This window comes from Humibacter ginsengisoli (genome assembly GCF_054780095.1).
Map to the genome: position 1 here is coordinate 103,376 of NZ_BAAGWZ010000011.1, position 23,131 is coordinate 126,506.

The following is a 23,131-nucleotide window of genomic DNA, read 5'->3' on the forward strand; positions in this document are numbered from 1 at the left end:
CAGGCGGTCGTTTCGAAGGAGAACAATGACCCTGTCGAGCGAGGCCGCGGCATCCGCTCGTTCCGGCGCACCCGGCGGAACGGGGGAACCGGCGATCTCGATCCAGCACGTCACGAAACGGTTCGGCGATGCGATCGCGGTGGACGACATCGATCTGCAGCTGAAACAGGGAGAGTTCTTCGCGCTGCTCGGACCCAGCGGATGCGGCAAGACCACGACGCTGCGCATGGTCGGCGGATTCGAGCTGCCCAGCCTCGGGCACATCTACCTCGACGGCCGCGACGTCACGATGCTCCCGCCGTACAAGCGCGACGTGAACACGGTGTTCCAGTCGTACGCGCTGTTTCCGCACCTGACGGTGTTCGACAACGTCGCATTCGGTCTGCGGCGTCGCAAGGTGGCCAGCGCCGAGATCCGCGAGAAGGTCGAGCGCAACCTGGAGATGGTGGGGCTGAAGGGGTACGGCAAGCGTCGGCCGCTGCAGCTCTCCGGCGGTCAGCAGCAGCGCGTGGCGCTCGCCCGTGCGCTCGTCAACGAGCCGAAGGTGCTGCTGCTCGACGAGCCGATGGGTGCACTGGACGCGAAGATCCGCAAGACGATGCAGCTGGAGCTCAAGCGTATCCAGCGCGAGGTCGGCATCACGTTCCTCTACGTCACACACGACCAGAACGAGGCCATGTCGATGGCCGACCGGCTCGCGGTGATGAACGCCGGACGCACCGAAGACATCGGCTCCCCCGACCGGGTGTACGACCGGCCCGCCACTCAGTTCGTCGCCGAATTCCTCGGCACCTGCAACGTGATCGCACCCGAATCGCACGGCACGGCGCTGCGACTCCCCGACGGCACTCGGCTGGAGGTGAGCGGCGTCGACGGGCGCCTGCCGGCGGGCGCGCGGGTCGGCATCCGTCCCGAGAAGCTCGTCGTGACCCGAACGGATGCCGTCGGCCGCCAGGGCGAGCCGGGCTCGATGCCCAACACGGTGCCCGGAACCGTCATCACCGCCACGTACCTCGGCGCGAGCACCGAATACGAGGCGTCCACCCCGTGGGGCGGCGTGCTCAAGGCCTTCGCGCAGAACCTGGCCGACTCGTCGCGTGCGCGTCCCGGCGAGCAGGTCGTGCTCACGTGGGATCCCGCGCACGCGTTCGTGCTCGCCCCCTCCCCTGCACCGACCCCGCTCGCCGCAGAGAAGGCGCAAGAGCAGGCGCAGGAGCAGACGGAAGGGTCTGGCGCGGGCTGACGGAGGCGCCGATCTCCGCCGCACGATGCTCAAGCCTGTGCCGGGCGGCGTCGGCGGCGCAGCCCTCGCGCTCAGTGTTCGCGCTACACGCTCAACTGACTCCATCACCTCGGCAAAGCGAGCGAGCTCGCTTTGCGCTCGGCTCAGTCGTCAGTGCCCGGTTCGACGGGCGAGCACTGCCGCATGCAAGGCACTGACGATCTCACCGTCGTCAAGCGAGACGCCGAGCAGGTCCTCTATCAGGGCGATGCGCTGATAGAACACCGAGCGCGACAGGTGGCTCGCGGTCGCTGCACGCGTGCGATTGCCCGGGTACGCGAGATAGGCCGTGAGAACGTCGAGCAAGTCGCCTCCGCGACGCAGGTCGTGCTCGATGAGCGGGGCGAGCATCCGTTCGCTGTGCGACTGCAGCCGCGGATCGCTGCCGAAAGAGTTCAGCAGCCGCAGCAGCGGCCGGTCCTCGACCCGCACGATGAGCGGGGCGCGGCGCTTGCGGTCGTCGCGGGGTGTCAGCAGCTCTGTGGCCTGCTCCACGGATGCCAGCAGCCCGGGCACGCCGTCGGCATCCGCCCCGATCGCCACGGCCACGTCTGCGAGCTGGGCGTCCGACGAGGTCGCGACCGCGGCGGCGAACGACGACAGCACCTGGTCGGACAACCTGCCTCGAGGAGGCAGGGAAACGATGATGACGCTCGTGCCGGCATCCATCGACGGATGCGCCGCCGTGATGGCCGGCACGCCGAGCTCTCCCACCGCGGACGCGGCGGCGGTTGCGCCCTGTGCGCTGCCCCGCACACGCACGGCGATGCCGAGCAGCGTCCGGCCGGTGACCGGCACGCCGCTCGCCTCGAGCCGGTCGGCGAAAGACGCCTCCCCTGCGAAGCGCCTGCCCAGCAGTGCGGAGACGATGCGTTCGTGACTGGTGCGCGTCCACTCGTCCGCGCCCCGGTCCGCGAGCCGGCCGAGGGCGAGCGCGATCGCGGCCTGCTCGAGCACGTTCGTGCGGCCGGCCAGATGCGCACCGCCGGGCAGCGCGACGAGGTGCCCCCAGCGGATGCCGCGCGCCTCGACAGGCACGATCGTCCAGTCGTCAGGGCCGGGGAGCGCGCCGCGGGCGACGACATCCGCGGCCCGATCGTGGGCATCCCGCGATCGCTGCTCCCAGTCGCGCAGGATGCGCGTGTCATCGCCCATCGCCTCCACGGCGATCACGCGGTGCGTGAGGTCTTCCAGCACGGTCGGCGAGCCGAGCACGCGAGCGACCTGCGCGACGATGTAGTCGGCGGGGCTGCCGCGCAGGCTGAGCTGCGTGAACAGCGCGTGGATCTCGTCGCGCGCCCTCAGCGCCGCCATCTGGTCGGCGATCACCCGGGAGTGCACGGCCTCGGTGATCGCGACGAACCGCGCCTCTCGGTGCAGCACGATGAACGGCAGGTCCAGACGCGCGGCCGCCTCGGTGAACGCCTTCGGCGGTTCCGCGAAGCGGTGTCCGAGTTCGAGCACGACGCCCACGATGGCGGCCTCGACGAGGCGAGCCGCGAAGTCGCGCTGCGCTGCGGCATCCGTCGGCCATCCGACACCGGTGGAGAGGATGAGCTCGCCACCCTTGACGAGGTGCGTCACGTCGGCCGTCTCGCTCACGTGCACCCAGCGCACGGGGCGGTCGAGGGCATTCTCGCCGGTGAGCACCTCGGGGACGGCCGTGACGACCTCTTCGAGGCGGAGCACCTCGCGGATGCTCGGCAGCACCGCCTGCCTCGAAACGGCCTGACGCCTCGCGGTGCGCTCCAGGTCGATCGGGGCTGGCTCCGCTCGCCGGTCGCCGGTGAGTTGGCCGGCGCGAGGTGCTTCAGCGCCGTGCTCTTCTGCAGCCAGACGATCTGTGCGACCGCCAACGAAGCTGTGACGTTCTGGCACCGCTATCGAATCCACTTCTCTGTGAACATGGGAGCACCAAGACTATATGCCGCCTACGTCAATTCGTCCGGATCGAGCCATCCAGCGATCGACGCAGCGCAGAGTGGTACGTAAGAGAACCCCAACGAGAGGACCGCTCATGGCCCTGATCCGCCACTTCGTCGCCGGCGCGGAATACGGCGAGCCCGAGCGCACCGGAGACGTCTTCAACCCCGCCATCGGAGCCGTGCAGCACCAGGTGCTCATGGCGAGCGAGGCGGATGCCGCCGCCGCGATCGCCGCGGCCAAGGCTGCGCTTCCGGGGTGGCGCGCCACGAGCCTGACCAAGCGTGCCGACGTGCTGTTCCGCCTGCGCCACTTGCTCTCGGAGCATCGCGATGAACTCGCGGCGGCCATCACGAGCGAGCACGGCAAGGTGCTGTCCGATGCCGCGGGCGAGATCGCACGCGGACTGGAGAACGTGGAGTTCGCATCCGGTCTCATCCAGCACCTGAAGGGCGACTACAGCGAGCAGATCTCGACCGGCGTGGACGTGCACAGCGTCAAGCAACCGGTCGGGGTGGTCGGCTGCATCACGCCGTTCAACTTTCCGCTGATGGTGCCGCTCTGGATGGTCGCGAGCGCCATCGCGTGCGGCAACACGGTGGTGCTGAAGCCCAGCGAGAAGGACCCGTCGGCGTCTGTTCTGCTGGCGAAGCTGTTCCTTCAGGCGGGGCTTCCGGCGGGGGTGCTGAACGTTCTGCACGGCGACAAGGTTGCCGTGGATGCCCTGCTCGACTCGCCCGACATCGCCGCGATCAGCTTCGTCGGCTCGACCCCGATCGCGAGGTCGATCTACCAGCGTGCGTCCGCGAACGGCAAGCGGGTACAGGCGCTCGGCGGTGCGAAGAACCACATGGTCGTGATGCCGGATGCCGATATCGATGCCGCGGCGGATGCCGCGGTGTCGGCCGCGTACGGCTCCGCCGGCGAGCGCTGCATGGCGGTCAGCGTGCTCGTCGCGGTCGGCGACGCGGGCGACAAGCTGATTCCGGCCATCCAGAAGCGCATCGACGACCTCGTGATCGGCGACGGAACGGATGCCGCCAGCGGCATGGGTCCGCTGGTCACCGCACAGCACCGCGAGAGGGTGCTGTCGTACGTGACGGGGGCGGCGGCCGAGGGTGCGACGGTCGTCGTCGACGGTTCGCAGAAGCAGTTCGAGGGCGACGGGTTCTTCATCGGTGCCACGCTTCTCGACAAGGTGCCGCTGGAATCGTCGACGTACCGGGACGAGATCTTCGGACCGGTGCTCTCTGTGGTGCGCGTCGACACGCTCGACGACGCCATCGATGTCGTCAACGCCAATCCGTACGGCAACGGCGTCGCCATCTTCACCCGCGACGGCGGTGCCGCGCGCGAGTTCGAGTTCCGTATCGAGGTCGGGATGGTGGGCGTGAACGTGCCGATCCCGGTGCCGGTCGGATCGTTCTCGTTCGGCGGCTGGAAGGATTCGCTGTTCGGCGACTCGCACATCTACGGCCCGGAGTCGTTCCACTTCTACACGCGCTCGAAGGTGATCACGTCACGGTGGCCTGAAGCGTTGCAGTCGCGTGTCGAACTGGCGTTCCCCGGCAATCACTGAGGATGACGACATGACCATCACCGAGAACGGCACCCGCACCGGATACACGGACCGGACCGGCGCTTTCCACGCGTTCGGCGATCAGGCCGAGGAGCAGCGGGTGCGCTCCGACGACCGCGCGTACGTGTTCCACTCCTGGAGCGCGCAGGCCCAGATCAACCCGCTGCCTGTTGCGGCCGGCGAGGGGTCCACGTTCTGGGACTACGACGGCAATGCGTATCTCGACTTCAGCTCGCAGCTGATCAACCTCAATCTCGGGCACCAGCATCCGGATCTCGTGCGAGCCATCCAGGAGCAGGCCGGTCGCCTCGCGACGATCCAGCCGGCGATGGCCAACGACGTGCGCGGCGAGCTCGCCCGGCGCATCGCCGAGGTGGCGCCCGGTGACCTGAACCACGTGTTCTTCACCAACGGCGGCGCGGATGCCAACGAGAACGCCGTGCGCATGGCCCGCCGCTACACCGGCCGCCGCAAGGTGCTGTCGATGTATCGCTCGTACCACGGCAACACGTCCACCGCGATCGCGCTCACGGGAGACCCGCGGCGCTGGGCGAATGAGCCGGCGGACGGCTCGGTCGCGCACTTCTTCGGGCCGTATCCGTACCGGTCCGCGTTCCACGCGGCAAACGCTTCGGAGGAATCGCAGCGCGCGCTGGAGCACCTCGAGCAGGTGATCGCGCTGGAGGGCCCGCAGACCATCGCGGCGATCCTGCTCGAGACGATCGTCGGCACGAACGGGGTGCTCGTGCCGCCGCCCGGCTACCTGCAGGGCGTGCGCGAGCTGTGCGACCGGCACGGCATCGTGTTCATCGCCGACGAGGTGATGGTGGGCTTCGGCCGTGTCGGCGAGTGGTTCGCGGTGGATGCCTACGACGTCGTCCCCGACCTCATCACGTTTGCGAAGGGTGTGAACTCCGGCTACGTGCCGCTCGGCGGCGTCGTGATTTCGGAGCCATTAGCCCACTTCTTCGACGACGTCTCGTTCCAGGGCGGGCTGACGTACTCCGGGCATCCGCTGGCATGTGCCGCGGGTGTCGCGACGTTCGAGGTCTTCGAGCGGGACGGCATCCTGCAGCGAGTTCGGGACCTCGGATCACGGGTGGTCGAGCCGACCATCACGGGGTGGCTCGACACGCATCCGTCGCTCGGCGAGGTGCGCGGCCGCGGGCTGTTCTGGGCGCTCGAGCTGGTGCGGAACCGCGAGACGCGGGAGCCGCTGGTGCCGTTCAACGCCTCGGGAGCGGATGCCGCGCCCATGGCCGAGGTCGCCGCAGCGTGCAGGGCGGCCGGGGTGTGGCCGTTCACGCATTTCAACCGGATGCACGTCGCGCCGCCGCTCGTCATCACCGAGGACGAGCTGCGTCGCGGCCTCGACGCGTACGACGCCGCGCTCACGGTGGCGGACCGCTACACCCGCTGACCCGGCGTCGGAGGCGCCTCGTACCCTGGTGCCATGGCGGGCATCAGGTACGAGTTCGAGTCGACGCTGTTCCCGTGGGAGGCGCGCCGCGAGCTGTGGGTGTTCGCCCGGCTCCCGCTGGAGGTCTCAGAGGAGATCCACGACGCGCCGCACCCGCCTGCCGGATTCAACTCGGTGAAGGTGGAGGCGACGCTCGGGTCATCCAGGTGGTCGACGTCGATCTTCCCCGAGGGCGACGGCACCTATGTGCTCGCGATCAAGAAGTCCATCCGGGCACGCGAGGGCGTCGACGTCGGCGACACCGTGCGCATGGCCGTCGAGACGCACGTGTGAGCGGGGAAAGCTCAGTCGTTCGGCTTGACCAGGCAGAACGGATGCCCCGCCGGGTCGAGGTACACCCGGAACGTCTCCTTGTCGTACCCCGCTTTCGTGGCGCCGAGGGCGAGCACCTGCTGCTCGGCGGCATCCAGGTCGTCCACCTTCACGTCGATGTGCAGCTGCTGCGGCACCTCCTGCCCTGGCCACTGAGGCGGCCGGTACTCCTGGTCGACCTTCTGGAAGGCGATGAGCGGACGAGGCCGCTCCTCCGAGGCGAGCTCGACCCAGTCCGGGTCGTCCGAGACCACCCGCATGCCGAGCAGTTCCGCGTAGAACGGCGCGAGCGCGCGAGGGTCCGGACAGTCGATGGCCAGTACGTCGAATGTTCCGATCATGCGCACGACGCTACGACGACCCACCGACACGTGATTGAGCCGAGCGCGGCGCGAGCTTGCTCGCGACGCCGAGGCGATGGAACGTGTTGAGTCGCGTAGCCACGAACACGTCGGGTACCGTCCTACACCGGCGCCGTCACGCGGGCTTGCTCGTCGTACAGTCGCGCGTATATGCCACCGAGCGCCAGCAGCTCTGCGTGCGTTCCGCGCTCCACGACGCGGCCCTTGTCGATGACGAAGATGACGTCGGCGTTCACGATCGTGGACAGCCTGTGTGCGATCGCGATCGTGGTGCGGCCGTGCGAGGCCGAGTCGAGCGCCTGCTGCACGACGCGCTCCGAGATCGTGTCGAGTGCGCTGGTGGCCTCGTCGAGGATGAGCACCTCGGGGTCTTTGAGCAGCACCCGGGCGATGGCGATGCGCTGCTTCTCACCGCCGGACAGCCGGTAGCCGCGCTCACCCACGATCGTGTCGTAGCCATCCGGGAACCCGGCGATCGTTTCGTGGATGTTCGCAGCGCGCGCCGCCTCCTCCAACTGCTCCTGCGTGGCATCCGGTGCCGCGTACCGGAGGTTCTCCGCGATCGTCGCGTGGAATAGATAGGTCTCCTGGCTCACGATCCCGATGTGATCGATCAGCGAGTCGTGCTGCAGGTGACGCACATCCTTGCCCGCGAACAGAACGGCGCCTTCCGACGCCTCGTAGAGCCGGGGAACGAGGTAGGAGACCGTCGTCTTCCCCGCTCCGCTCGCGCCGACGAAGGCGGCGAACTGGCCTGGCAGGATCGTGAACGAGACATCGTCGAGCGTCGGACGTTCGCTGGGGCGGGAATCCGGATACCGGAACGTGACGTCGCGGAACTCGATCGCGCCGACCGTCGCGCCCGCCGGAATCGCGATCGCGTCCGGTCGATCCTTGATGGCCGGCCTCAGATCCAGGTACTCGAAGATGCGGGCGAAGAGGGCACTGGATGTCTGCAGGTTCAGCGCCGTCTGCATGATCGCCATCAGCGGGAAGAGCAGCCTGGCCTGCACGGTCGTGAAGGCGACGATGGTGCCCGAGGTGATGTCGGTGGATCCGTTCCCCAGTAACCAAGCCGAGACGAGGTAGACGATCGCAGGGATGGACGACAGGAAGATGTGCACCATCGCGAAGAACCACTGCCCGCTCATCGTCTCCTTGACCTGGAGTCCGATCTGGGTCTCGTTCTCGGCCGAGTAGCGCGCGGTCTCGAACGGCTGACGGTTGAAGCTCTTCGAGAGCAGGATGCCCGAGACGCTCAGCGTCTCCTGCGTGATCGCGGTCATGTCGGAGAGCGACTCCTGGGTCGCCGTAGCGATGCGCGCACGCACCTGACCCACCCGCCGCTGAGCGACGACGAGGAACGGCATCAGCACCACCGCGATCAGCGTGAGCTGCCAGTTGAGCAGGAGCATGGCGACGAACGCCGCGATCACCGTGACGATGTTGCCGAGCACGCTCGAGATGGTGTTCGAGAGCACGCCCGCGACCCCGCCGACGTCGTTCTGCAGTCGGGACTGGATCACGCCGGTCTTGGTGCGCGTGAAGAAGCTCAGCTCCATGGACTGCAGGTGCCGGAACAGGTTGACCCGGAGTGCGCCCATCACCTTGTTGCCGACGGTGGCCGTGAGGTAGGTCTGCCAGACGCCGAGTCCGCTGGAGGCCAGATAGACGACGATGATCGCGACCACCAGGGTGGTGGTCACGCCGAAGTCCGGATGGCCCGACTTGGGGAAGAGTCCGTCGTCGAAGACTCGCTGCGTGAGGAGCGGAGGCACCACGGTGAGCGCTGCACCGAGGAGCACGAGCGCCACCGTCACCGACAGCGCGACCTTGTGCGGCGCGAACAGCGTTCCGATGCGCCGCATCAGGTGCGGGATCTTCGGCGCCTGCGCGTTCCTCGCCTTCTGCGCAGCGATGTCGCCGCGCGCGCCGCCGCTGTGCCCACCTCCGTGGCCGCCGCCTCCGTGGCCGCCGCTGGGTCTCATTCCGCTCATCCGCTTGCTCCTCGTAGTCGCGACTATCAACGATATATCGTTACGCGACATTCCCGCCAGCGCCATCATCCGCCACCGTTCACGTCGCGAAGTCGGTCGTTATCGGGCCGCATAACGACCGACTTCGCGACTTGAACACGGGTCCCGCGGCTGCGAGCCGGCGCACATCGGCGTTCGGCGTGGTCAACTTGTCCGGTGAACGTCAGGACCGCGCGGCATCGGGCATCCGGCACCGGCGCATCCTCGTTCAGTCTCTCCCCTGACCCCTCAGGGAGCACGGTGAACCGGCGGGCCTGGTGGGCGCTCGTCGTGCTGCTGGCCGGCATGTTCATGGCGCTGCTCGATACGAGCATCGTGAACGTCGCGCTGCAGACGATCCGAACCAGCCTGAACGCCGACGAGGCGACGCTGTCGTGGGTGATCTCCGGTTACGCGCTGGCGTTCGGCCTGCTGCTCATTCCCGCCGGACGCTTCGGCGACCGGTTCGGCCACAAGTGGATCTTCATCGTCGGAGTGGGCGTCTTCACGCTGGCCAGCGTGTGGTGCGGACTCGCCCAGTCGAGCACGGAGCTCGTGGTCGCCAGGGTGGTGCAGGGCATCGGCGGCGGCATCTACGTGCCCGCCGTGGCATCCCTCATCCAGCTGATGTTCCCGCCGCTCGTTCGCGGCAAGGCGTTCGGGGTGATGGGCGCCGTGATCGGCATCTCGACGGCGCTCGGACCGCTCATCGGTGGGCTGCTCATCGAAGCGTTCGGCGAGAAGGAGGGCTGGCGTTTCATCTTCTTCGTGAATGCCCCCATCGGCGTGCTCACCGTGATCGCCGCCGTGCTGTTCGTACCGGGCGGCGCGGAGGGCAAGCGGCTCTCGACGGATGCCGTCGGCCTGCTTCTCGCGATCGCCGGCCTCGTCGCGCTGCTCGTTCCGCTCATCGAGGGCGAGGATCAGGGCTGGCCACTGTGGACGTGGCTGAGCCTCGCCGGCGGCGCCGTGCTGCTCGTGCTGTTCGCGTTCTGGGAGCGACACGTCGCCACCACGAAGACGGAGCCGCTGGTGCCGCCGCACCTGTTCTCGCATCCGCAGTTCACCGGCGGTGTGCTTCTCGCGTTCGTCTACTTCGCGGCGTTCACCAGCATCTTCTTCACGATCTCGTTGCTCTGGCAGGCCGGACTGCAGCACACCGCACTCGAGTCGGGCCTGGTCTCGCTCCCGTTCTCGATCGGAAGCATCATCGGGGCACCTCTCAGCGACCGGTTCGCCCGTCGGCTCGGTCGCAACGTGCTGAGCCTCGGCACCGGCCTCGTCGCGCTCGGACTCATCGCCCTGTGGTTGATCATCTGGCGGGAGCCCACCCAAGACCTCGTGAACTGGGACCTGCTGCCGCCACTGTTCGTCGCCGGTTTCGGCAGCGGCCTGTTCGTCGCGCCGAACGCACGTTTCATCGTCGCCACGGTCGACAACGCGGAGGCCGGCGCTGCGGCAGGCGTCATCCAGACCATGCAGCGCATCGGCTCCGCGATCGGCATCGCCGTGATCGGCAGCATTCTCTTCGCGCAGGTGCCCGCCTCATTCGCGCCGAGCAAGGCGAAGGCCGCGGAGATCGCACAGCAACATGCGACAGGCGGAGCGGATGCCGTCAAGCACGCGATCCAGCAGTACGTCGACCATCAGCTCGCAACGGCATTCGGCAACGGGGCCGCGCTCGCGATGCTGACGAGCGCGGTGTTCGCCGTCGCCGCCTTCCTGCTGGTGTTCGCGCTGCCGAAGAAGGTCAGCCTTCAATAGGGGCTTCCGGAGCGGCCGCCAGGCCCGGCACATCCCGTTCAGGTCGCAGTTTCTGTCGCTTCACGCGCCCTGAGGCGACCGAAACTGCGACGCGAAGCGACGAGGCGCGGTTGCGGAAACCGAGCAGGAACAACGTCAGCGCGATCGCGCTCACCACGGCGCCGGTGATCGGTACCAGCCACGGCCCGCCGAGTGCGAGCGAGGCATTGCCGAGCGGCGGCGCGATGGAGATGCCGAGATACATCGCTGTCGAGTACCAAGCCATGGTCTGCTGCGCGTGCGCCGGCTCGATGCTCACGAGCCGATGCTGCACGGGGATGATCATCGCCGACACGACGGCGCCCCACACGACGAACACGACGATGGATGCCGCGAACGACCACGCGAGCGCCGCGAGTGCCAGCAGGGCGACGATCTGTACGGTGATCGCCACCGTCGCGCTCGAGCGGCTGCCGAAACGGTCGGTCATCCGGCCGGCGAACGCGTTGCCGACGATGCCCGCCACACCATAGGCGGCCAGCAGCACCGCCAGCAGTGTGCCGGATCCGCCCGTCGCGGCCGACGTCGCCTCCGCCGAGAAGATGTACACCACGTTGAAGCCGGTGGTGATGAAAAGCGTGGCTCCGAGGGTGGCGAGCACACGGGCATCCGCAAGCGGGCGCAGCCTCGTGCGCAGCGAAACAGGTGCCGGATGCGGCACACCGCGGAACATCGGCACGATCGCGGCCGTGACCAGCACGCCGATGACGACCAGGCACCACATGGGCATGCGCCAGCCGAAGAGCGTGCCGAGCTCGGTGCCCAGCGGAGATCCGACGGCGATCGAGACGATGAACCCGGCGCCGACGATGGCCAGTGCCCGGCCGCGTCGTTCCGCCGGCACGATCGTCGCGGCCACGGCAGTCGCGGTGGGCACGAGTGCCGCACCGCCGAGCGCCGCGATCACGCGGCCCACGCCGAATTCCATCAGCGAGGTGCTCAGCGCTGCGACGACTGTGCCGATCGCGAAGAGCAGTGCTCCGGATGCCATCAGCAGCCATCGCGGCACCCGCGATAACCCGATCGAAACCGCCGGCGAAGCCACGGCGACGACCAGCGCGTAGAGCGTGATCGTGTAGCTGACGGATGCCTGACTCGCGTCGAGCTCATGCGCGATGTGCGGCAGCAGGCCGGCGATCACGAAGGCGTTCGTGCCCACCGCGAACAGGCCGAGGGCGAGCAGTAGGAGCTTGAGTGTGGAACCGCGGTACGATTGTTCGATAACGGTCATACCATCAAGGTAGTCCGCCAGTTCGATGTTCGTCAAACTATTTTCGGAGAAGTCGTGAGCGAAGACGCCGGGGCACCCGATCCGTCCGATCCCGTCGCCTACCCGATTCCCGATCTGGCCGACGTTCAGCTGGTCGATGTGCTTCGCGCCCTCGCCGACCCGATCCGCCTCGAAGTCGTGCGACGTCTCGCCGACGGGGAGCCGCGCCCCAAGACCGTGCAGCTGTGGGACTTCGACGTGCAGAAGTCCACGCTGTCGCACCACTTCAAGACGCTACGCGAGGCAGGGCTCACCCGCACGATCGTGAACGGGCGGCAGCACGACATCCTTCTCCGCAGGGCGGAGCTCGACGAGCGGTTCCCCGGTCTCATCGAGTCCGTGCTGGGACGCTGAGCCGTTCGATCTTCCGGAGTCAGTAGACTCGCACGCTCACGATCCGTGCCGACGGGTCTCCGTTCGTCGCCGTCACCATCACGCGCACGGCCTGAGCGACTGTTCTCGCCGACAGCGCGTGGATCCGATGCCGGCGACGATTGCCGGTGATCGTCGCGACCACCTGCCATTCGCCATCCACCTGGAGCTCCACACTGTAGTCCCGCACGAGAGTCGGGAAGACACGGTGCGGCGTTCGATGATGATGCAGCGTGTTGAGCTCGACATCCACGTCGTCGTCGAACACCAGCCGCACCTCGCCGACCGCCGTCTGCTCGTCGAACCGTAGCTCGAGCCACTCAGTCGAGCCTGAGCGGAGAGGCTCCGACACCCACAGCTGCGGACCGCCGTACGGCCTGTGGTACCCGCCCACCGCCTTGCTCGCCGAGAACGCCTCGGTGGCCGGATGCACCCGAAATCGCAGTCCGCGACCGCGCAGGATGTGCGCAGGCCACTGCACGAGCAGATCCGCCTCGTCGAACGCCACGTTCGCGTCACCGTCGTTCTCGGGCCGATGCGAGAGGAGCAGAACTCCGGGAGCCGGGCGGTCCGTGAGCACGACGTGCACGTCGCGGTTCTCGTGCAGCACGACGACGACGTTCTCAGCCGCTCCAGGCATCCATTCGAGCGGGAGATCGATCCACCGCGGCGACGAAGCCGCCTCCACCGCCACCGAGACAGCGCCGAGACGATGCGCGGGAACAGCATTCTGCCGCGCACCGGTCGTGTACAGCGACACGTGAAGCGTCGTGTCGCGCTCGGTGCGCACGAGTACGCGCACCAGCCGCAACTCCGGGTCGACCGGGATGAGGATGCCGAGGTCACGTTCCAAGGGGAACAGCTCGTCGCCGGTCTCGACGTCGTCCGCGCACTCGAGCTGCTCCCGACCGGCAGGATCTTCCGCGCTCCAAGAGCGTGGATCGAACGAGCGAAGCTCACTGGATGCGCTCACCCGGGCACGGCGGGCCAGGTCCAGCGGATCGTCGTTGCGCACTCCCATCACCGAGGCATCCTGTGCAAGCAGCAGCTGTCGCAATCGCTCCGCACTTTCTGTCGCCAGCTCACGCGGGGACACACCGAGATCGATCGCCAGCGACGCCGCGGTGCCCACCGCCTCCCCGCCGACCGCGCACGTCGCCATCACGCGGGACGATCCGAACGCGACGTGCGTGGCGGAGATGTCGCGCCCGGCCACGAAGAGATTGCGCACGTTCGCGGAGTAGTAGCTGCGCAGCGGGATGCCGTAGACCCCGCGAGGGAACCGCTGGTGCGCACCGGCCGTCGTGGCGTACATGCCCTCGACGGGGTGGAGGTCGATCGACCAGCCTCCGAAGGCAACGGCATCCGGAAACTCGGTCTGGTCGAGGATGTCGTTCTGCGTGAGCGTGTGGTCGCCGACGAATCTGCGGTACTCCCTCTTGCCCGGCAGCGCGCCCACCCACTCGAGATCGAGGTTTTCTGCATCGAACTCTCCGGAGTTCTTGATGTGGTCCCAGATGCCGAAGATGACCGAGCGCAGCTCGTCACGGATGCGCTCGTTGTCGGCGACGATGTCGAGTTCGCCGCCCCATTCGATCCACCAGTAGTGCGCGCCGCGGTCTCCGCTGCGGATGATTCGCGCCTTGGGGATGGGCGTCGTCGTGATGTCCTTGGCCGACGCCGGCGGCACGAAGTCGACGGGGTGCCCGGCGTCCTTCGTATAGAAAAGGATGGTCGATCCGAGGAACTGCCCGTCCGGCTCCGACGGTGCCCAGCTCTCGCCGAACTCGTCCCTTCCCTCGCGTCCGACCCGGAAGTGCGCGCCGGCGAGCGCGCCGACGAGGCCGTCGCCGGTCGCATCCACATAGAACGTGCTGCGGAAGGTGGTCCAGAGCTCGGAACCCATGGTCCAACCGCGGACATGATCGATCACACGATCCGCATCCGGACCCGTCGCGTGCACCACGTGCACGTCGGTGTTCAGGAACAGCTGGATGTTCGGCTCGGCACGCACCGCATCGAATACGACCTCGTCCCAGTGCACCGGGTTTCCCTCGGGGTTGCGGTACTGGTTCTCCACATACAGCTCGCCCATGATGCCGGTCTCCCGGGCGAAGCGCTGCATGCCGTGGGCCGTCGCGCCGCACACCCACACCCGGATCTCGCTCGAGGAGTTGCCTCCGAGCACCGGACGATTCGTGACGAGCGCGACGCGCTTGCCGAGGCGCGCCGCCGCGATCGCCGCACACACTCCGGCGAGACCACCGCCGACCACGGTGAGGTCGTTCTCCAGTGTCTGTTCACGCATGGCTCGGAAGGCCCTCCAGAAACACGCTGATCATGTCGCCGCGACTCGCGTCGTCGCATCCGTCGCCGCCCGCGCAGTGGCCGTGCGCGAGCACGTGCATCCAGGTGGGCCCGCCGAGCGAGTTCGCGATCGCGAACTGACCGGGAGAGGGAACCGACGGGTCTGCGAGCGCAGGCAGCACGAGCACGGGTACCTGCACCCGCCGAGCGGCGCAGGCGGCGTCCACATAGCTCAGCGTGTGCATCGCCTCCGGGTGATCGAGCACGTGCTCCGCGACGAGGTGAGCGGACCCCGTGCTCGGCACGGAAACCCGCCACGCATGGTGGCCGAAGCTCGGCACCTCGAGCACGCCGGCGTCGAAGCAGTCCCCGAACCCCATGGCCAGGGCGCCGATGCCGCCGCCGAAGCTCGACCCGAGGTAGTCGACACGGCCCAGGTGCGGGAACAGGGTGCGCAGGAGTCCTGCCGCGATCCAGGTGTCGGCAACGGATCCCACGTGGCTGTAGCCGCGCGGCGAGCGGATGCCCCACAACACGTGATGCAGACCGGTGTCACCGCCGACGCCCTCCACCTGGCTTCGGGAAGGAAGTCCCCGCGCGACCGGGAACAGTGCGACCGTGTCATTCGGAACGATCGCCGCATCCGGAGCGTCGCGACCGCCGTAGCCGTGTCCGACGACCAGCCCCCGTGTGACCGCGCCGTTCGGTCGCGTCAGCCAGCCTCCGATCCGGATGCCGTCCAGGCTGCGGTAGCGCACGTCGGCTACCTGCACCTGCGGCTCGCTCTCGAGCGGCCGCCATTCGCCGACCTCGAGCTGAGGGTCGAGCTCGGCTGCCTCATGAACGAGTCCCGCCCAGAACAGATCGAGATCGGGCGGCTCGTGCTCGGGCGCTCGTATCTCCAGCAGCGCATCGAGGTCCAAGCCGTGCGTGGGATCGAAGCCGTACTGTTCCCTCATCGGCGGTGCGAGCATCGCGCCCGTCCGTCTCGTCCCCGGCCTCACGACTCACCCTGGGCGCGAACCGCGAGCCCATACCAGGCCGCCGCGGTTCCGCCGCTCACGAGCCCGGCATCCGCCCCGCACTCGGCAGCGAGCCGCTCCATGGCGGTGATCGCACGCTCGTACCCGCCGAACGGCTCGCAGAGCGGCCAATCCGATCCGATCATCGCGCGTTGTCCACCGAATGCGTCGAGAGCGACGGAGACCGGATGCATCAACGCATCGGTCCCCAGCGTCGGCCCCAACTGCGTGAGAAGCCCGGATAGCTTGACCGCGATGTTCCGGCGCTCCGCGAGCACCCGTATTCCGCGCTCCCAGTGCTGCAGCTCGTCCTGGTTCAACGACGGTTTGGCGAGGTGGTCCACGACGATGCGGAGCTCCGGCATGGCGTCGGCGACGGCACGCACACGGGGCAGACCCTCGGGCGAGAGCAGCAGGTCCAGCGTGAGGCCGCAGTCGGCGAGGGCACGCATTCCGCGGCGAAGGGCCGGCTCGGGCACGGCCGCATTGGTGGCCGGAAGCATGGTGCGGATGCCCACCAATCGTTCGCCTCCCGCTCCCGCACGTAGGCGGTCCAGTCGGGTCGCGACATCCGCAGCCGCCAGGTCGACCCAGCCCACCACACCGCCGATGAAGGGTTCGCCGGCGGCGAGTGCGAGGAGCCGCTCGGTCTCGGCCTCGCTGCCCACCGTCTGCACGGCCACTGCCGCGTCGATTCCGGCGGTCGCCGCAAGCGGCCGGAGGCGCTCGACCGTGTCCCTACGGTCGAGCACCCCCGTTCCTTCACGCACGTCACTTGCCGTGGGCCCTCCGGCCCACACGTGAACGTGCGCGTCGACCCTCATCGTGACGAGTCGCGTTCCGCCCCCGCCGTCCAGCGCGGAGCACCGTACTGGTAGGCACCCAGGCTGGGGATCGGGTCCGTCGATCCGTCGTTGATGCCCGGCAGCGGAATGGCCGCATTGCGCGCGGGCGAGCCGGCCTGAAGCGTGTAGTCGTTGTGCGCCGGGTCGGTGAACAGCGGATCGACGTCGGAGCCCATGTTGTTCCTCAACACCATTCCGCCGTTCGTCGCGTCGGTCGTGCCGACCATCGGTCCGATGTTGTTCTCGACAACGGTGCCCGTCGACTCCCCCGGACCCTTGACATACATCATGTAGACGCCACCGGTGTTGTTGTAGACGCCGACGTCGTGCGTTCCGGTTCCCAGCCCGTTCAGCATGACCGTCTGTGTCGGGTTGTTCCAGCCCACGTTGTTCGCGATCACGAGATCGCTCTGTCCGTTGTCGGCATAGACGCCCGCCATGGCGAACTTCTCGGTGGTGCCGATCGCGGGCGTCGCATCGTGGAGCAGGTTGTGGTCGACCGATGTGCCAGCCATCGACGAACTGCAGCAGGCATAGATCGCCGCGGTGTCGAGGTTGAGGTTGCCGTACTGCGAGATGTCGTTATAAGCGATGCGGTCGGGTGCGCCGGCAGCACCGCCAGGCAGCGTCCACTGCAGGTTGATGCCGCTGCGGCCCACTCTCGAGATCGTGTTGTGCATGACAGTCTGTCCATTGCCCTGCACGGCGATACCGGCGGCATAGGTGCCCGCGTAGTCGACGTCGGTGATCACGTTCCCCGTTGCGGTGTTGCCGCTCCCCAGCAGCGCGATGCCGTTGCCCGCGCTGAGTGAGAGCGTGCTGTTGCGCACCGTGTTCCCTGTGCCCTTGATGACGATGCCGCTGTCGGTGATCCCGCGGTTCACCGTTGTGCCGCAGTTGGTCGCGCCCTCCGTGATGTCGGTGTACTGGGACAGGTACGTTCCCACGATCCCGTCGAGCACGATCCCCGTGCTGTTGTCTCCGGTGGCGATCGACGTGCTGAAGAGATGGATGCCGCTGATCGTCGTGTGGCTCACCTGCGTGAGGTCGAAGCCGAGTTGGCGCTGCTTCGTCTCGATGCGATGACTGTCGGGCTGATCCTGGCTGACCAGGTACAGCTGCCTGGCGGATGCGTCGTAGTACCACTCGCCATCGTGTGACAGCTCAGCGATCTGACCGGCGAGCGTGTACCGGGTTTGAGCCGGCTTGATCGTGTGCACGCAGGGCGGCGCGGCATTCAGCGTCAGCGAACCAGGAGCCGAGTCGACGACGGTCCCCGTCTCCGTTGCGTACCAGTAGCTCGTCAGCACCCGAGCACCGGTCCAGTAGCCCGCCGGCTGCGTCAGGGCCGGATCGACGAGCGTGGCACCGGCACTCCCCGTCGCCGCTCTCTCGATCGTCAGCGGATGGATCGGGTCCGTTCCGGGGTATGGCCACTGCGCCTCGACGTCCATCTGGCCGTCGGTGAACACCTGGACCGGGCTCACGTCGTCGCCGAGATCGATGAGCATTCTGTACACGTCGCCGGCATCGACCGCCTGGCTGAACGCGGAGCCGACGACGAACGGATCCGACTGAGCCAGCTCTGCAACGTCGCCGGCGCGAACCCTGTGCCAGCCGTGCACGACATCGGCGCCGGACACCGTGACCGTTGCGCCCTGCTCGGCCTCATATTTGATCGGCGCGTCAGCAGTTCCGGATGATTTCGGTGTGACGGTCTCGTGATACGTGCCGCCTGCGATAACGCAGGTGTCGCCGGCGATCATGACATCAGCGCATTGCTGGATCGTCGCGAACGCTGCGCCTGGTGAGCGGCCGTTCGCGTGATCGTCACCGTGCGTAGAGACGTAATAGGTGGTTCCTTGAGGCGTCACCGCTGCCGCCGATGCGGGCACAGCAAGCGCAGTGGCCGCCATGGCGACGAAGCCGAGTGTCAGCACGCGTCGGTACAGGCCGACGTCGTGCGTACGCGATCGGCTAACGCCGGCGCGCCTGACGAGCCGAGGTGAATTTTTCCGTGGGCGGATAGCAAGCATCCTTGCTCCTATCGATAGGTTATAATCGATGAAGCTAGCGCGACCGTCGAGGTCCCGTCAACCACGAATTACTGGATTATCGATAGATAGACTCATGCCCGTGTCGAACACTTCGGCTTCACAGCCTGAGACCAACGCCGCTCCCGACGAGGGCCCGGCACAGAATCCCGCCGACTCGCGGGCGGCGCTCAGGCGCAGCCTGGAGGCCGAGCGAGGCAACCTCGGACGCGACCTCCTCTCCGACCAGGTGTACGACCTGGTTCGCCGACTCGTCATGGAGCAGGCGCTGAAGCCGGGCGACCGGGTGGTCGAGCTCGAGCTCTCCCAGCGACTCGGCATCAGCCAGGCGCCCGTCCGCGATGCCGTCAAGCGGCTCGCGTACGAGGGAGTGTTGACGCACGTTCCGCGCCGGGGCCACTTCGTGACCGTCGCGCTCGAGGAAGACCTCGAGCACGCGGTCGCAGCACGCACCATGATCGAGCGCACCTCGGCGAGGCTCGCCGCGTCCGAGATCGATGACGTGACGCGCACCGAGCTCGAGTCCATCGTCGAGCGGATGCGAGAGGCGGCGGCACTCGAAGACGTCGCGGCGTTCCGCGTGCTCGATTTCTCGTTCCACCGCCACGTCTGCATCGCGAGCGGCAATCCGCTGATCGTGAAGTGCTGGGACGTCATCGAGCCGGCCCTGCGGTCGTCTCGTGCCGTGGGCGACCCGTTGTTCGGGGGCGACTGGAGCAAGATCGCCGACGACCACGCCCAGCTTCTCGGCCTGCTGCATGCCGACGCCGCGGATGCCGCAGCCGAAGCATTCGCCAGGCACGCCTCGCTGCAGAGCCCGTAACCGGCGCTGCGCATCGAGCTCGTAGAAACGGGCCGGCCACGCGAGCATCGCCTCAGCGGAGCCTCGCCTGCCCGGCGTTGAACCGCAGACGCAGGCCGATGCGCACATGTTCGCCCGCTCCCAGGCTCACCGTGACCCGTGAAGGGCCGTCGGGTCGCAGCGGGGCTTCCGTCCCTGTTCCCAGGTTCTGCAGTACGGCGTGCTCGATCAGGTGCTCACCGAAGCCGCCGGCCTGCAGAGCGAGCTCGACCGGAGTGTCGCGCATGCTGACCAGCTGCACAGCTGCCCGTTCCGGCTCTATGGACTCCACCAGCGCCGCTACCTGCGCCGGGAGCCCTGGTCGCCCGGTCTCCGGGTCGAGATACCGCACGAACGAGTGCTGCAGTCCGCCGTTGTAGAGCGCCTGCGGCGCGCCGAGAGCAGTCATCGTGAGCGCCTCGGTGACCACCGGGTTCACACGCTGCCACCGGTCCTGGTCGAATCCCGAGCCGATGTCGTCGGCGCGTAGTGCCTCCAGCCGTTCGTCCACCTGCCGGTGCGCCACGGCGAGGAACGAGGCCGCGAATCGCTCGACGTCGCCGTCTTCGAGTGCAGCGAACCACGCATCCTCGTGGCCAGCCTCTTCCTTGTCGCGGAACGGGCGCACGCGCGTCCAGTCCCAGCCTCCAGCCGCTCGGAGCACCTCAAGTCGCTTTCGGTCGCTCTGGCGCCTGCCGTGCCACCACAGCCAGACCGGGAACGCGACCTGTGGCGGCTGGTGGTCGAACCATCCGTCGGGCGAGAGCCGCGTGGGCCACAGCTCGAGCTCGGTCCCGAACTCGTCTGCGAAGTGCGTGCTCCAGCGACGCTTCATGGTCATCTCGCGGCCGGCGGGAACATCCCGCACGGCTCGCGCCCGAATGGCTTCGAGGATCTCGGAGGTCAGATCGAGCGCCTTCTCGTCGCCGCTCACGGTGAGCAGGCCGGCCCCCGCGTTGAGTGCGGCGGGGAGCAGGCTGTGGATGCCGTGCGGCCACGTCCAGCCGTAGAGGCCACCGAACCACGATCCCACTGGGTCACCGCCGACCGTCCCATCGGTTCCCACGTTGTCGGGCAGCAGTCCTCCGTTGTCGCGCGCCCGCTCGACCCACCCGGTGACGTACGTCTCGATCCAATCGCGCCAGCGTGTCTCCCCCGTGAGGAGCCACGCAAGAGTGACGAGCGACACCACGTTGAGGTTGACGGCCACGTCGCCCGCTCCGAAGCGGCGCTGCATCGCCTCGGCCATGCGATCTGCGTTGCCCGGCTCGTCGAGGTCGTCCCAGGTGTCGATGCCGGGCAGCCCTCGCACGGGAAGCCCGTACGTTCGCAACTCGACGCGCTCCGTGCCGAAGCGGGGCAGTTCATCCTCGAGCCCTGTCCGAGGACCACCCGCGCCGTTGTGCGGAGCCCTGATCAGGTTGAGCGTGTCGTCATAGTTCCTCGCGGGCGAGTCGGGCAGGTAGAGGGACGCGAATCGGATGACGGCATCCCGCAACTCCGCGTTCTGCGGCGCCGCTGCACACAGCCCGTAGAACAGCTCCAGCCCCTCGCCGATGTGGAACCAGTCGTAGCCGATCTCGAAGCCGTCGCTGAAGAGGCCGAGCTCCTCCAGTTGAGTCGTCACTCCACGCCACACGCGCAGACTGCACTCGAGAAGCTCAGGGCTGCCGCCGACCAGGTACAAGGTCGGCCAGTTGAAGATCGCCTCGAGAAAGTCATCGGCGCCGTCTCTGCCGATCGGTCGTCCGCCCGGCTTCAGTCGCCCGTCAGGAGCGACGTACTTCGCCGCGAATTCCCGCCACGCCGCCTCGAGCCGCTCCCGCAGGCTCAGCTGCAGCAGCGCCCACTCGGGTGCGGTCATCCCTTCGTCGCCCCGACCGTGAGCCCGCTGATGATGTGCCGCTGCATGTAGATGAAGAAGATGATCACCGGCGCGATCGCCAGCAGGAGGTTCGGGAACACCTTGGTGAGGTCGGTCGTGTACTGGCTGATGCCGGTGTAGATCGCGGTCGTGACGGTGTACTGGTTGGAGGACGGCCCGAGCAGGATCTGCGGGCTGACGAAGTCGTTCCAAAGGCCGATCGAGTTGAGGATGAGGATCGTCACGACTGCGGGCCGCAGCAGCGGGAAGATGATCGTCCAGAACGTGCGGAGCCGCCCGGCCCCATCGATGGAGGCCGCCTGGTCGATGTCTCTCGGCACTGTCGAGATGTAGCCGACCATGAGGAAGATGCTCACCGGAAGAGTGGTCGCCGAGTCGTAGAGCACCAGACCCGCGAAGCTGTTCACGAGTCCGAGCGTGCGCAGCACATAGATGGCCGGGATGACCATCGCCGCGCCAGGGATGAACGTGCCGGCCAGGAAGTACAGCAACAGCAGGCGGGTCTTGCGGCTCGTGCTGCGAGCGATGACGTACGCCGCAGGCCCGGCTAGGGCGATGCAGATGAGGTCGACCACGATCACGATCGAGGCCGTGAAGCCGTACGCGGCCACCACGTTGTACTCGGGGCTCGTGATGGCCGCGATCAGCGGCTGCAGCGTCAGCCTGTCGAACGGGATGCCGAACGGCTGCGATTGGATGTCCTGCTGCGTCTTGAACGCGTTGATCACCAGGATGTACGCCGGCCCGCCCATGAGGGGTACCAACAGCGCGAGCATGATGATGCGCACGACATTGGGCCGCTTCCGCGCGTGCAGGCGCTGCCGCGGCATCTGGTTCGCCTCGGCTGCCATCGCCTCTGCGGTCAGCATCTCGGTGGTCATGCATCCCCTCCTGCCGCTCGGTCGCTGCGATTGCGCAGCGCCGTCACGAGCAGCGCGAGCGCCGCTGAGACGATCATCAGGAAGACCGCTTGCGCGTTGGCGTAGCCGATCTTCGTGCCCCCGAAGGACTGCACGAGGATCACATACGCGTAGGTCGAGGTCGCTCCTGCCGGTCCTCCGCCGGTGAGGCTGACGACGATGTCGTAGGCGCGCAGCAGTCCTATCAGATTGAGTATCAATGCCACCGTGACCACCGGGGCGATCATCGGGATGACGATGTGCCGGTTGATCTTCCAGCGGCTTGCCCCGTCGATCTCCGCTGCCTCGATGAGTTCGAGCGGCACGGTCTGCAGCGCGGCGACGAAGAGCACCACGTTGAAGCCGAACCCGGCCCAGACGATGACGGCGATGAGCGAGATCAGGGCGAGATTCTGCTCGAAGAGGAACCCGACCGGTCCGATGCCGAACGGCGCGAGCAGGGTGTTGAGCGCACCCTTGGTGCCGAGGATGGCGTTCCACAGGAACCCGAGGATCAGCGCGCTGATCACATGCGGGTAGTAGGTCAGAGCCCGGAACACCGAGTTGGTGCGGGACTTCTGGCGCAGCGCGAGGGCGTATGCCAGGCCGAGCCCGATCTCGAACGCCGAGCCGAAGACGACGATGAGACCCGTCACCCACATCGAGTGCGTCGTGTTCGGGTCTTGGAAGAGGTGCAGGTAGTTCTGGATGCCCAGGAAGTTCGCCTCGGAGAAGCCGTCCCAGTCGGTGAAGCTCAGGTAGATGGCCACGATCACCGGAACGACCATGAGCACGGAGTAGAGCAGCACCGCGGGGCCCGCCATGCCCAGCGATATCGCCGTGTCCCTGAGCCTTCTGTTGCGTTTGCGCGCCGCAGCGC

Annotated in this window: 18 protein-coding genes; 7 read left to right on the plus strand and 11 right to left on the minus strand. The window is 67.6% G+C overall.

All coding sequences use genetic code 11. From position 1 onward, the window contains the following. Nucleotides 1-25 precede the first annotated feature (25 nt). Nucleotides 26-1,243 (plus strand): ABC transporter ATP-binding protein, encoded by a 1,218-nt coding sequence (locus ACYVI5_RS14770; protein WP_460580874.1) that lies wholly within the window; start codon nt 26-28, stop codon nt 1,241-1,243. Between the two features lie 150 nt (nt 1,244-1,393). Here the strand turns inward: ACYVI5_RS14770 and ACYVI5_RS14775 are convergent, their stop codons facing one another. Then, a complete protein-coding gene (locus ACYVI5_RS14775) occupies nt 1,394-3,160 on the minus strand; it encodes a PucR family transcriptional regulator (RefSeq protein ID WP_460580875.1) in 1,767 nt (588 codons plus the stop codon). Between the two features lie 139 nt (nt 3,161-3,299). On the opposite strand from ACYVI5_RS14775, the gene ACYVI5_RS14780 reads away from it, so the two are divergent. The 3 genes from ACYVI5_RS14780 to ACYVI5_RS14790 are packed head-to-tail and all read left to right on the plus strand — an operon-like array spanning nt 3,300 to nt 6,537. Further along, nucleotides 3,300-4,784, plus strand: coding sequence for a CoA-acylating methylmalonate-semialdehyde dehydrogenase (locus tag ACYVI5_RS14780; protein WP_460580876.1), 1,485 nt, complete (start codon nt 3,300-3,302; stop codon nt 4,782-4,784). Between the two features lie 10 nt (nt 4,785-4,794). Next, nucleotides 4,795-6,204: an aspartate aminotransferase family protein gene (locus ACYVI5_RS14785; RefSeq protein ID WP_460580877.1), complete on the plus strand. Its 1,410-nt coding sequence runs from the start codon at nt 4,795-4,797 to the stop codon at nt 6,202-6,204. Nucleotides 6,205-6,237: 33 nt separating this feature from the next. Further along, nucleotides 6,238-6,537, plus strand: coding sequence for a DUF1905 domain-containing protein (locus ACYVI5_RS14790; RefSeq protein ID WP_460580878.1), 300 nt, complete (start codon nt 6,238-6,240; stop codon nt 6,535-6,537). 11 nt (nt 6,538-6,548) lie between these two features. Here ACYVI5_RS14790 and ACYVI5_RS14795 read toward each other — a convergent pair whose 3' ends face one another. Together ACYVI5_RS14795 and ACYVI5_RS14800 are read right to left on the minus strand one after the other, a co-directional pair. Then, a complete protein-coding gene (locus ACYVI5_RS14795; protein WP_460580879.1) occupies nt 6,549-6,917 on the minus strand; it encodes a VOC family protein in 369 nt (122 codons plus the stop codon). Nucleotides 6,918-7,039: 122 nt separating this feature from the next. Continuing rightward, nucleotides 7,040-8,935, minus strand: a complete 1,896-nt coding sequence (locus ACYVI5_RS14800; RefSeq protein ID WP_460580880.1) for an ABC transporter ATP-binding protein — start codon at nt 8,933-8,935, stop codon at nt 7,040-7,042. A gap of 195 nt (nt 8,936-9,130) precedes the next feature. Between ACYVI5_RS14800 and ACYVI5_RS14805 the strand changes: the two genes are divergently transcribed. Continuing rightward, on the plus strand, nt 9,131-10,717 hold the full coding sequence (locus ACYVI5_RS14805) for an MFS transporter (RefSeq protein WP_460580881.1): 1,587 nt from the start codon (nt 9,131-9,133) through the stop codon (nt 10,715-10,717). Here the strand turns inward: ACYVI5_RS14805 and ACYVI5_RS14810 are convergent. Beyond that, nucleotides 10,704-11,987 carry an MFS transporter gene (locus ACYVI5_RS14810; protein ID WP_460580882.1) on the minus strand — a complete coding sequence of 428 codons (1,284 nt, stop codon included), beginning with the start codon at nt 11,985-11,987 and terminating at the stop codon, nt 10,704-10,706. The two genes, ACYVI5_RS14805 and ACYVI5_RS14810, sit on opposite strands and share 14 nt — an antisense overlap. 54 nt (nt 11,988-12,041) lie before the next feature. On the opposite strand from ACYVI5_RS14810, the gene ACYVI5_RS14815 reads away from it, so the two are divergent. Continuing rightward, a complete protein-coding gene (locus ACYVI5_RS14815; RefSeq protein ID WP_460537734.1) occupies nt 12,042-12,380 on the plus strand; it encodes an ArsR/SmtB family transcription factor in 339 nt (112 codons plus the stop codon). A 19-nt stretch (nt 12,381-12,399) separates the two neighbouring features. Here ACYVI5_RS14815 and ACYVI5_RS14820 read toward each other — a convergent pair whose 3' ends face one another. Genes ACYVI5_RS14820 through ACYVI5_RS14835 form a run of 4 tightly spaced genes read right to left on the minus strand, consistent with a single transcriptional unit; the run spans nt 12,400 to nt 18,488 of the window. Further along, nucleotides 12,400-14,706, minus strand: coding sequence for an FAD-dependent oxidoreductase (locus ACYVI5_RS14820; RefSeq protein ID WP_460580883.1), 2,307 nt, complete (start codon nt 14,704-14,706; stop codon nt 12,400-12,402). Further along, on the minus strand, nt 14,699-15,664 hold the full coding sequence (locus ACYVI5_RS14825) for an acetylxylan esterase (RefSeq protein WP_460580884.1): 966 nt from the start codon (nt 15,662-15,664) through the stop codon (nt 14,699-14,701). The genes ACYVI5_RS14820 and ACYVI5_RS14825 overlap by 8 nt, the downstream gene beginning before the upstream one ends. Before the next feature lie 41 nt (nt 15,665-15,705). Then, nucleotides 15,706-16,551, minus strand: a complete 846-nt coding sequence (locus ACYVI5_RS14830) for an amidohydrolase family protein (protein WP_460580885.1) — start codon at nt 16,549-16,551, stop codon at nt 15,706-15,708. After that, nucleotides 16,548-18,488 (minus strand): right-handed parallel beta-helix repeat-containing protein, encoded by a 1,941-nt coding sequence (locus ACYVI5_RS14835; protein WP_460580886.1) that lies wholly within the window; start codon nt 18,486-18,488, stop codon nt 16,548-16,550. Before ACYVI5_RS14835 ends, ACYVI5_RS14830 begins: the two co-directional genes overlap by 4 nt. A gap of 220 nt (nt 18,489-18,708) precedes the next feature. Between ACYVI5_RS14835 and ACYVI5_RS14840 the strand changes: the two genes are divergently transcribed. Continuing rightward, nucleotides 18,709-19,449: a GntR family transcriptional regulator gene (locus tag ACYVI5_RS14840; RefSeq protein WP_460580887.1), complete on the plus strand. Its 741-nt coding sequence runs from the start codon at nt 18,709-18,711 to the stop codon at nt 19,447-19,449. Nucleotides 19,450-19,501: 52 nt separating this feature from the next. Here the strand turns inward: ACYVI5_RS14840 and ACYVI5_RS14845 are convergent, their stop codons facing one another. From ACYVI5_RS14845 to ACYVI5_RS14855, 3 genes are read right to left on the minus strand one after another with little or no spacing between them, the layout of a single operon-like run. Continuing rightward, on the minus strand, nt 19,502-21,331 hold the full coding sequence (locus ACYVI5_RS14845) for a hypothetical protein (protein ID WP_460580888.1): 1,830 nt from the start codon (nt 21,329-21,331) through the stop codon (nt 19,502-19,504). Next, nucleotides 21,328-22,233, minus strand: coding sequence for a carbohydrate ABC transporter permease (locus tag ACYVI5_RS14850; RefSeq protein ID WP_460580889.1), 906 nt, complete (start codon nt 22,231-22,233; stop codon nt 21,328-21,330). Before ACYVI5_RS14850 ends, ACYVI5_RS14845 begins: the two co-directional genes overlap by 4 nt. After that, a complete protein-coding gene (locus tag ACYVI5_RS14855) occupies nt 22,230-23,075 on the minus strand; it encodes a carbohydrate ABC transporter permease (protein ID WP_460580890.1) in 846 nt (281 codons plus the stop codon). Before ACYVI5_RS14855 ends, ACYVI5_RS14850 begins: the two co-directional genes overlap by 4 nt. Between the last annotated feature and the right edge of the window lie 56 nt (nt 23,076-23,131).

What these genes read in the sequence shown, in the direction of transcription:
- ACYVI5_RS14810 (WP_460580882.1), bottom strand. Translation starts at nt 11,987, where the DNA reads ATGACCGTTATCGAACAATCGTACCGCGGTTCCACACTCAAGCTCCTA.
- ACYVI5_RS14855 (WP_460580890.1), bottom strand. Translation starts at nt 23,075, where the DNA reads ATGGCGGGCCCCGCGGTGCTGCTCTACTCCGTGCTCATGGTCGTTCCG.
- ACYVI5_RS14770 (WP_460580874.1), top strand. Translation starts at nt 26, where the DNA reads ATGACCCTGTCGAGCGAGGCCGCGGCATCCGCTCGTTCCGGCGCACCC.
- ACYVI5_RS14800 (WP_460580880.1), bottom strand. Translation starts at nt 8,935, where the DNA reads ATGAGCGGAATGAGACCCAGCGGCGGCCACGGAGGCGGCGGCCACGGA.
- ACYVI5_RS14780 (WP_460580876.1), top strand. Translation starts at nt 3,300, where the DNA reads ATGGCCCTGATCCGCCACTTCGTCGCCGGCGCGGAATACGGCGAGCCC.
- ACYVI5_RS14850 (WP_460580889.1), bottom strand. Translation starts at nt 22,233, where the DNA reads ATGACCACCGAGATGCTGACCGCAGAGGCGATGGCAGCCGAGGCGAAC.
- ACYVI5_RS14825 (WP_460580884.1), bottom strand. Translation starts at nt 15,664, where the DNA reads ATGAGGGAACAGTACGGCTTCGATCCCACGCACGGCTTGGACCTCGAT.
- ACYVI5_RS14790 (WP_460580878.1), top strand. Translation starts at nt 6,238, where the DNA reads ATGGCGGGCATCAGGTACGAGTTCGAGTCGACGCTGTTCCCGTGGGAG.
- ACYVI5_RS14820 (WP_460580883.1), bottom strand. Translation starts at nt 14,706, where the DNA reads ATGCGTGAACAGACACTGGAGAACGACCTCACCGTGGTCGGCGGTGGT.
- ACYVI5_RS14835 (WP_460580886.1), bottom strand. Translation starts at nt 18,488, where the DNA reads ATGGCGGCCACTGCGCTTGCTGTGCCCGCATCGGCGGCAGCGGTGACG.
- ACYVI5_RS14830 (WP_460580885.1), bottom strand. Translation starts at nt 16,551, where the DNA reads ATGAGGGTCGACGCGCACGTTCACGTGTGGGCCGGAGGGCCCACGGCA.
- ACYVI5_RS14785 (WP_460580877.1), top strand. Translation starts at nt 4,795, where the DNA reads ATGACCATCACCGAGAACGGCACCCGCACCGGATACACGGACCGGACC.
- ACYVI5_RS14795 (WP_460580879.1), bottom strand. Translation starts at nt 6,917, where the DNA reads ATGATCGGAACATTCGACGTACTGGCCATCGACTGTCCGGACCCTCGC.
- ACYVI5_RS14845 (WP_460580888.1), bottom strand. Translation starts at nt 21,331, where the DNA reads ATGACCGCACCCGAGTGGGCGCTGCTGCAGCTGAGCCTGCGGGAGCGG.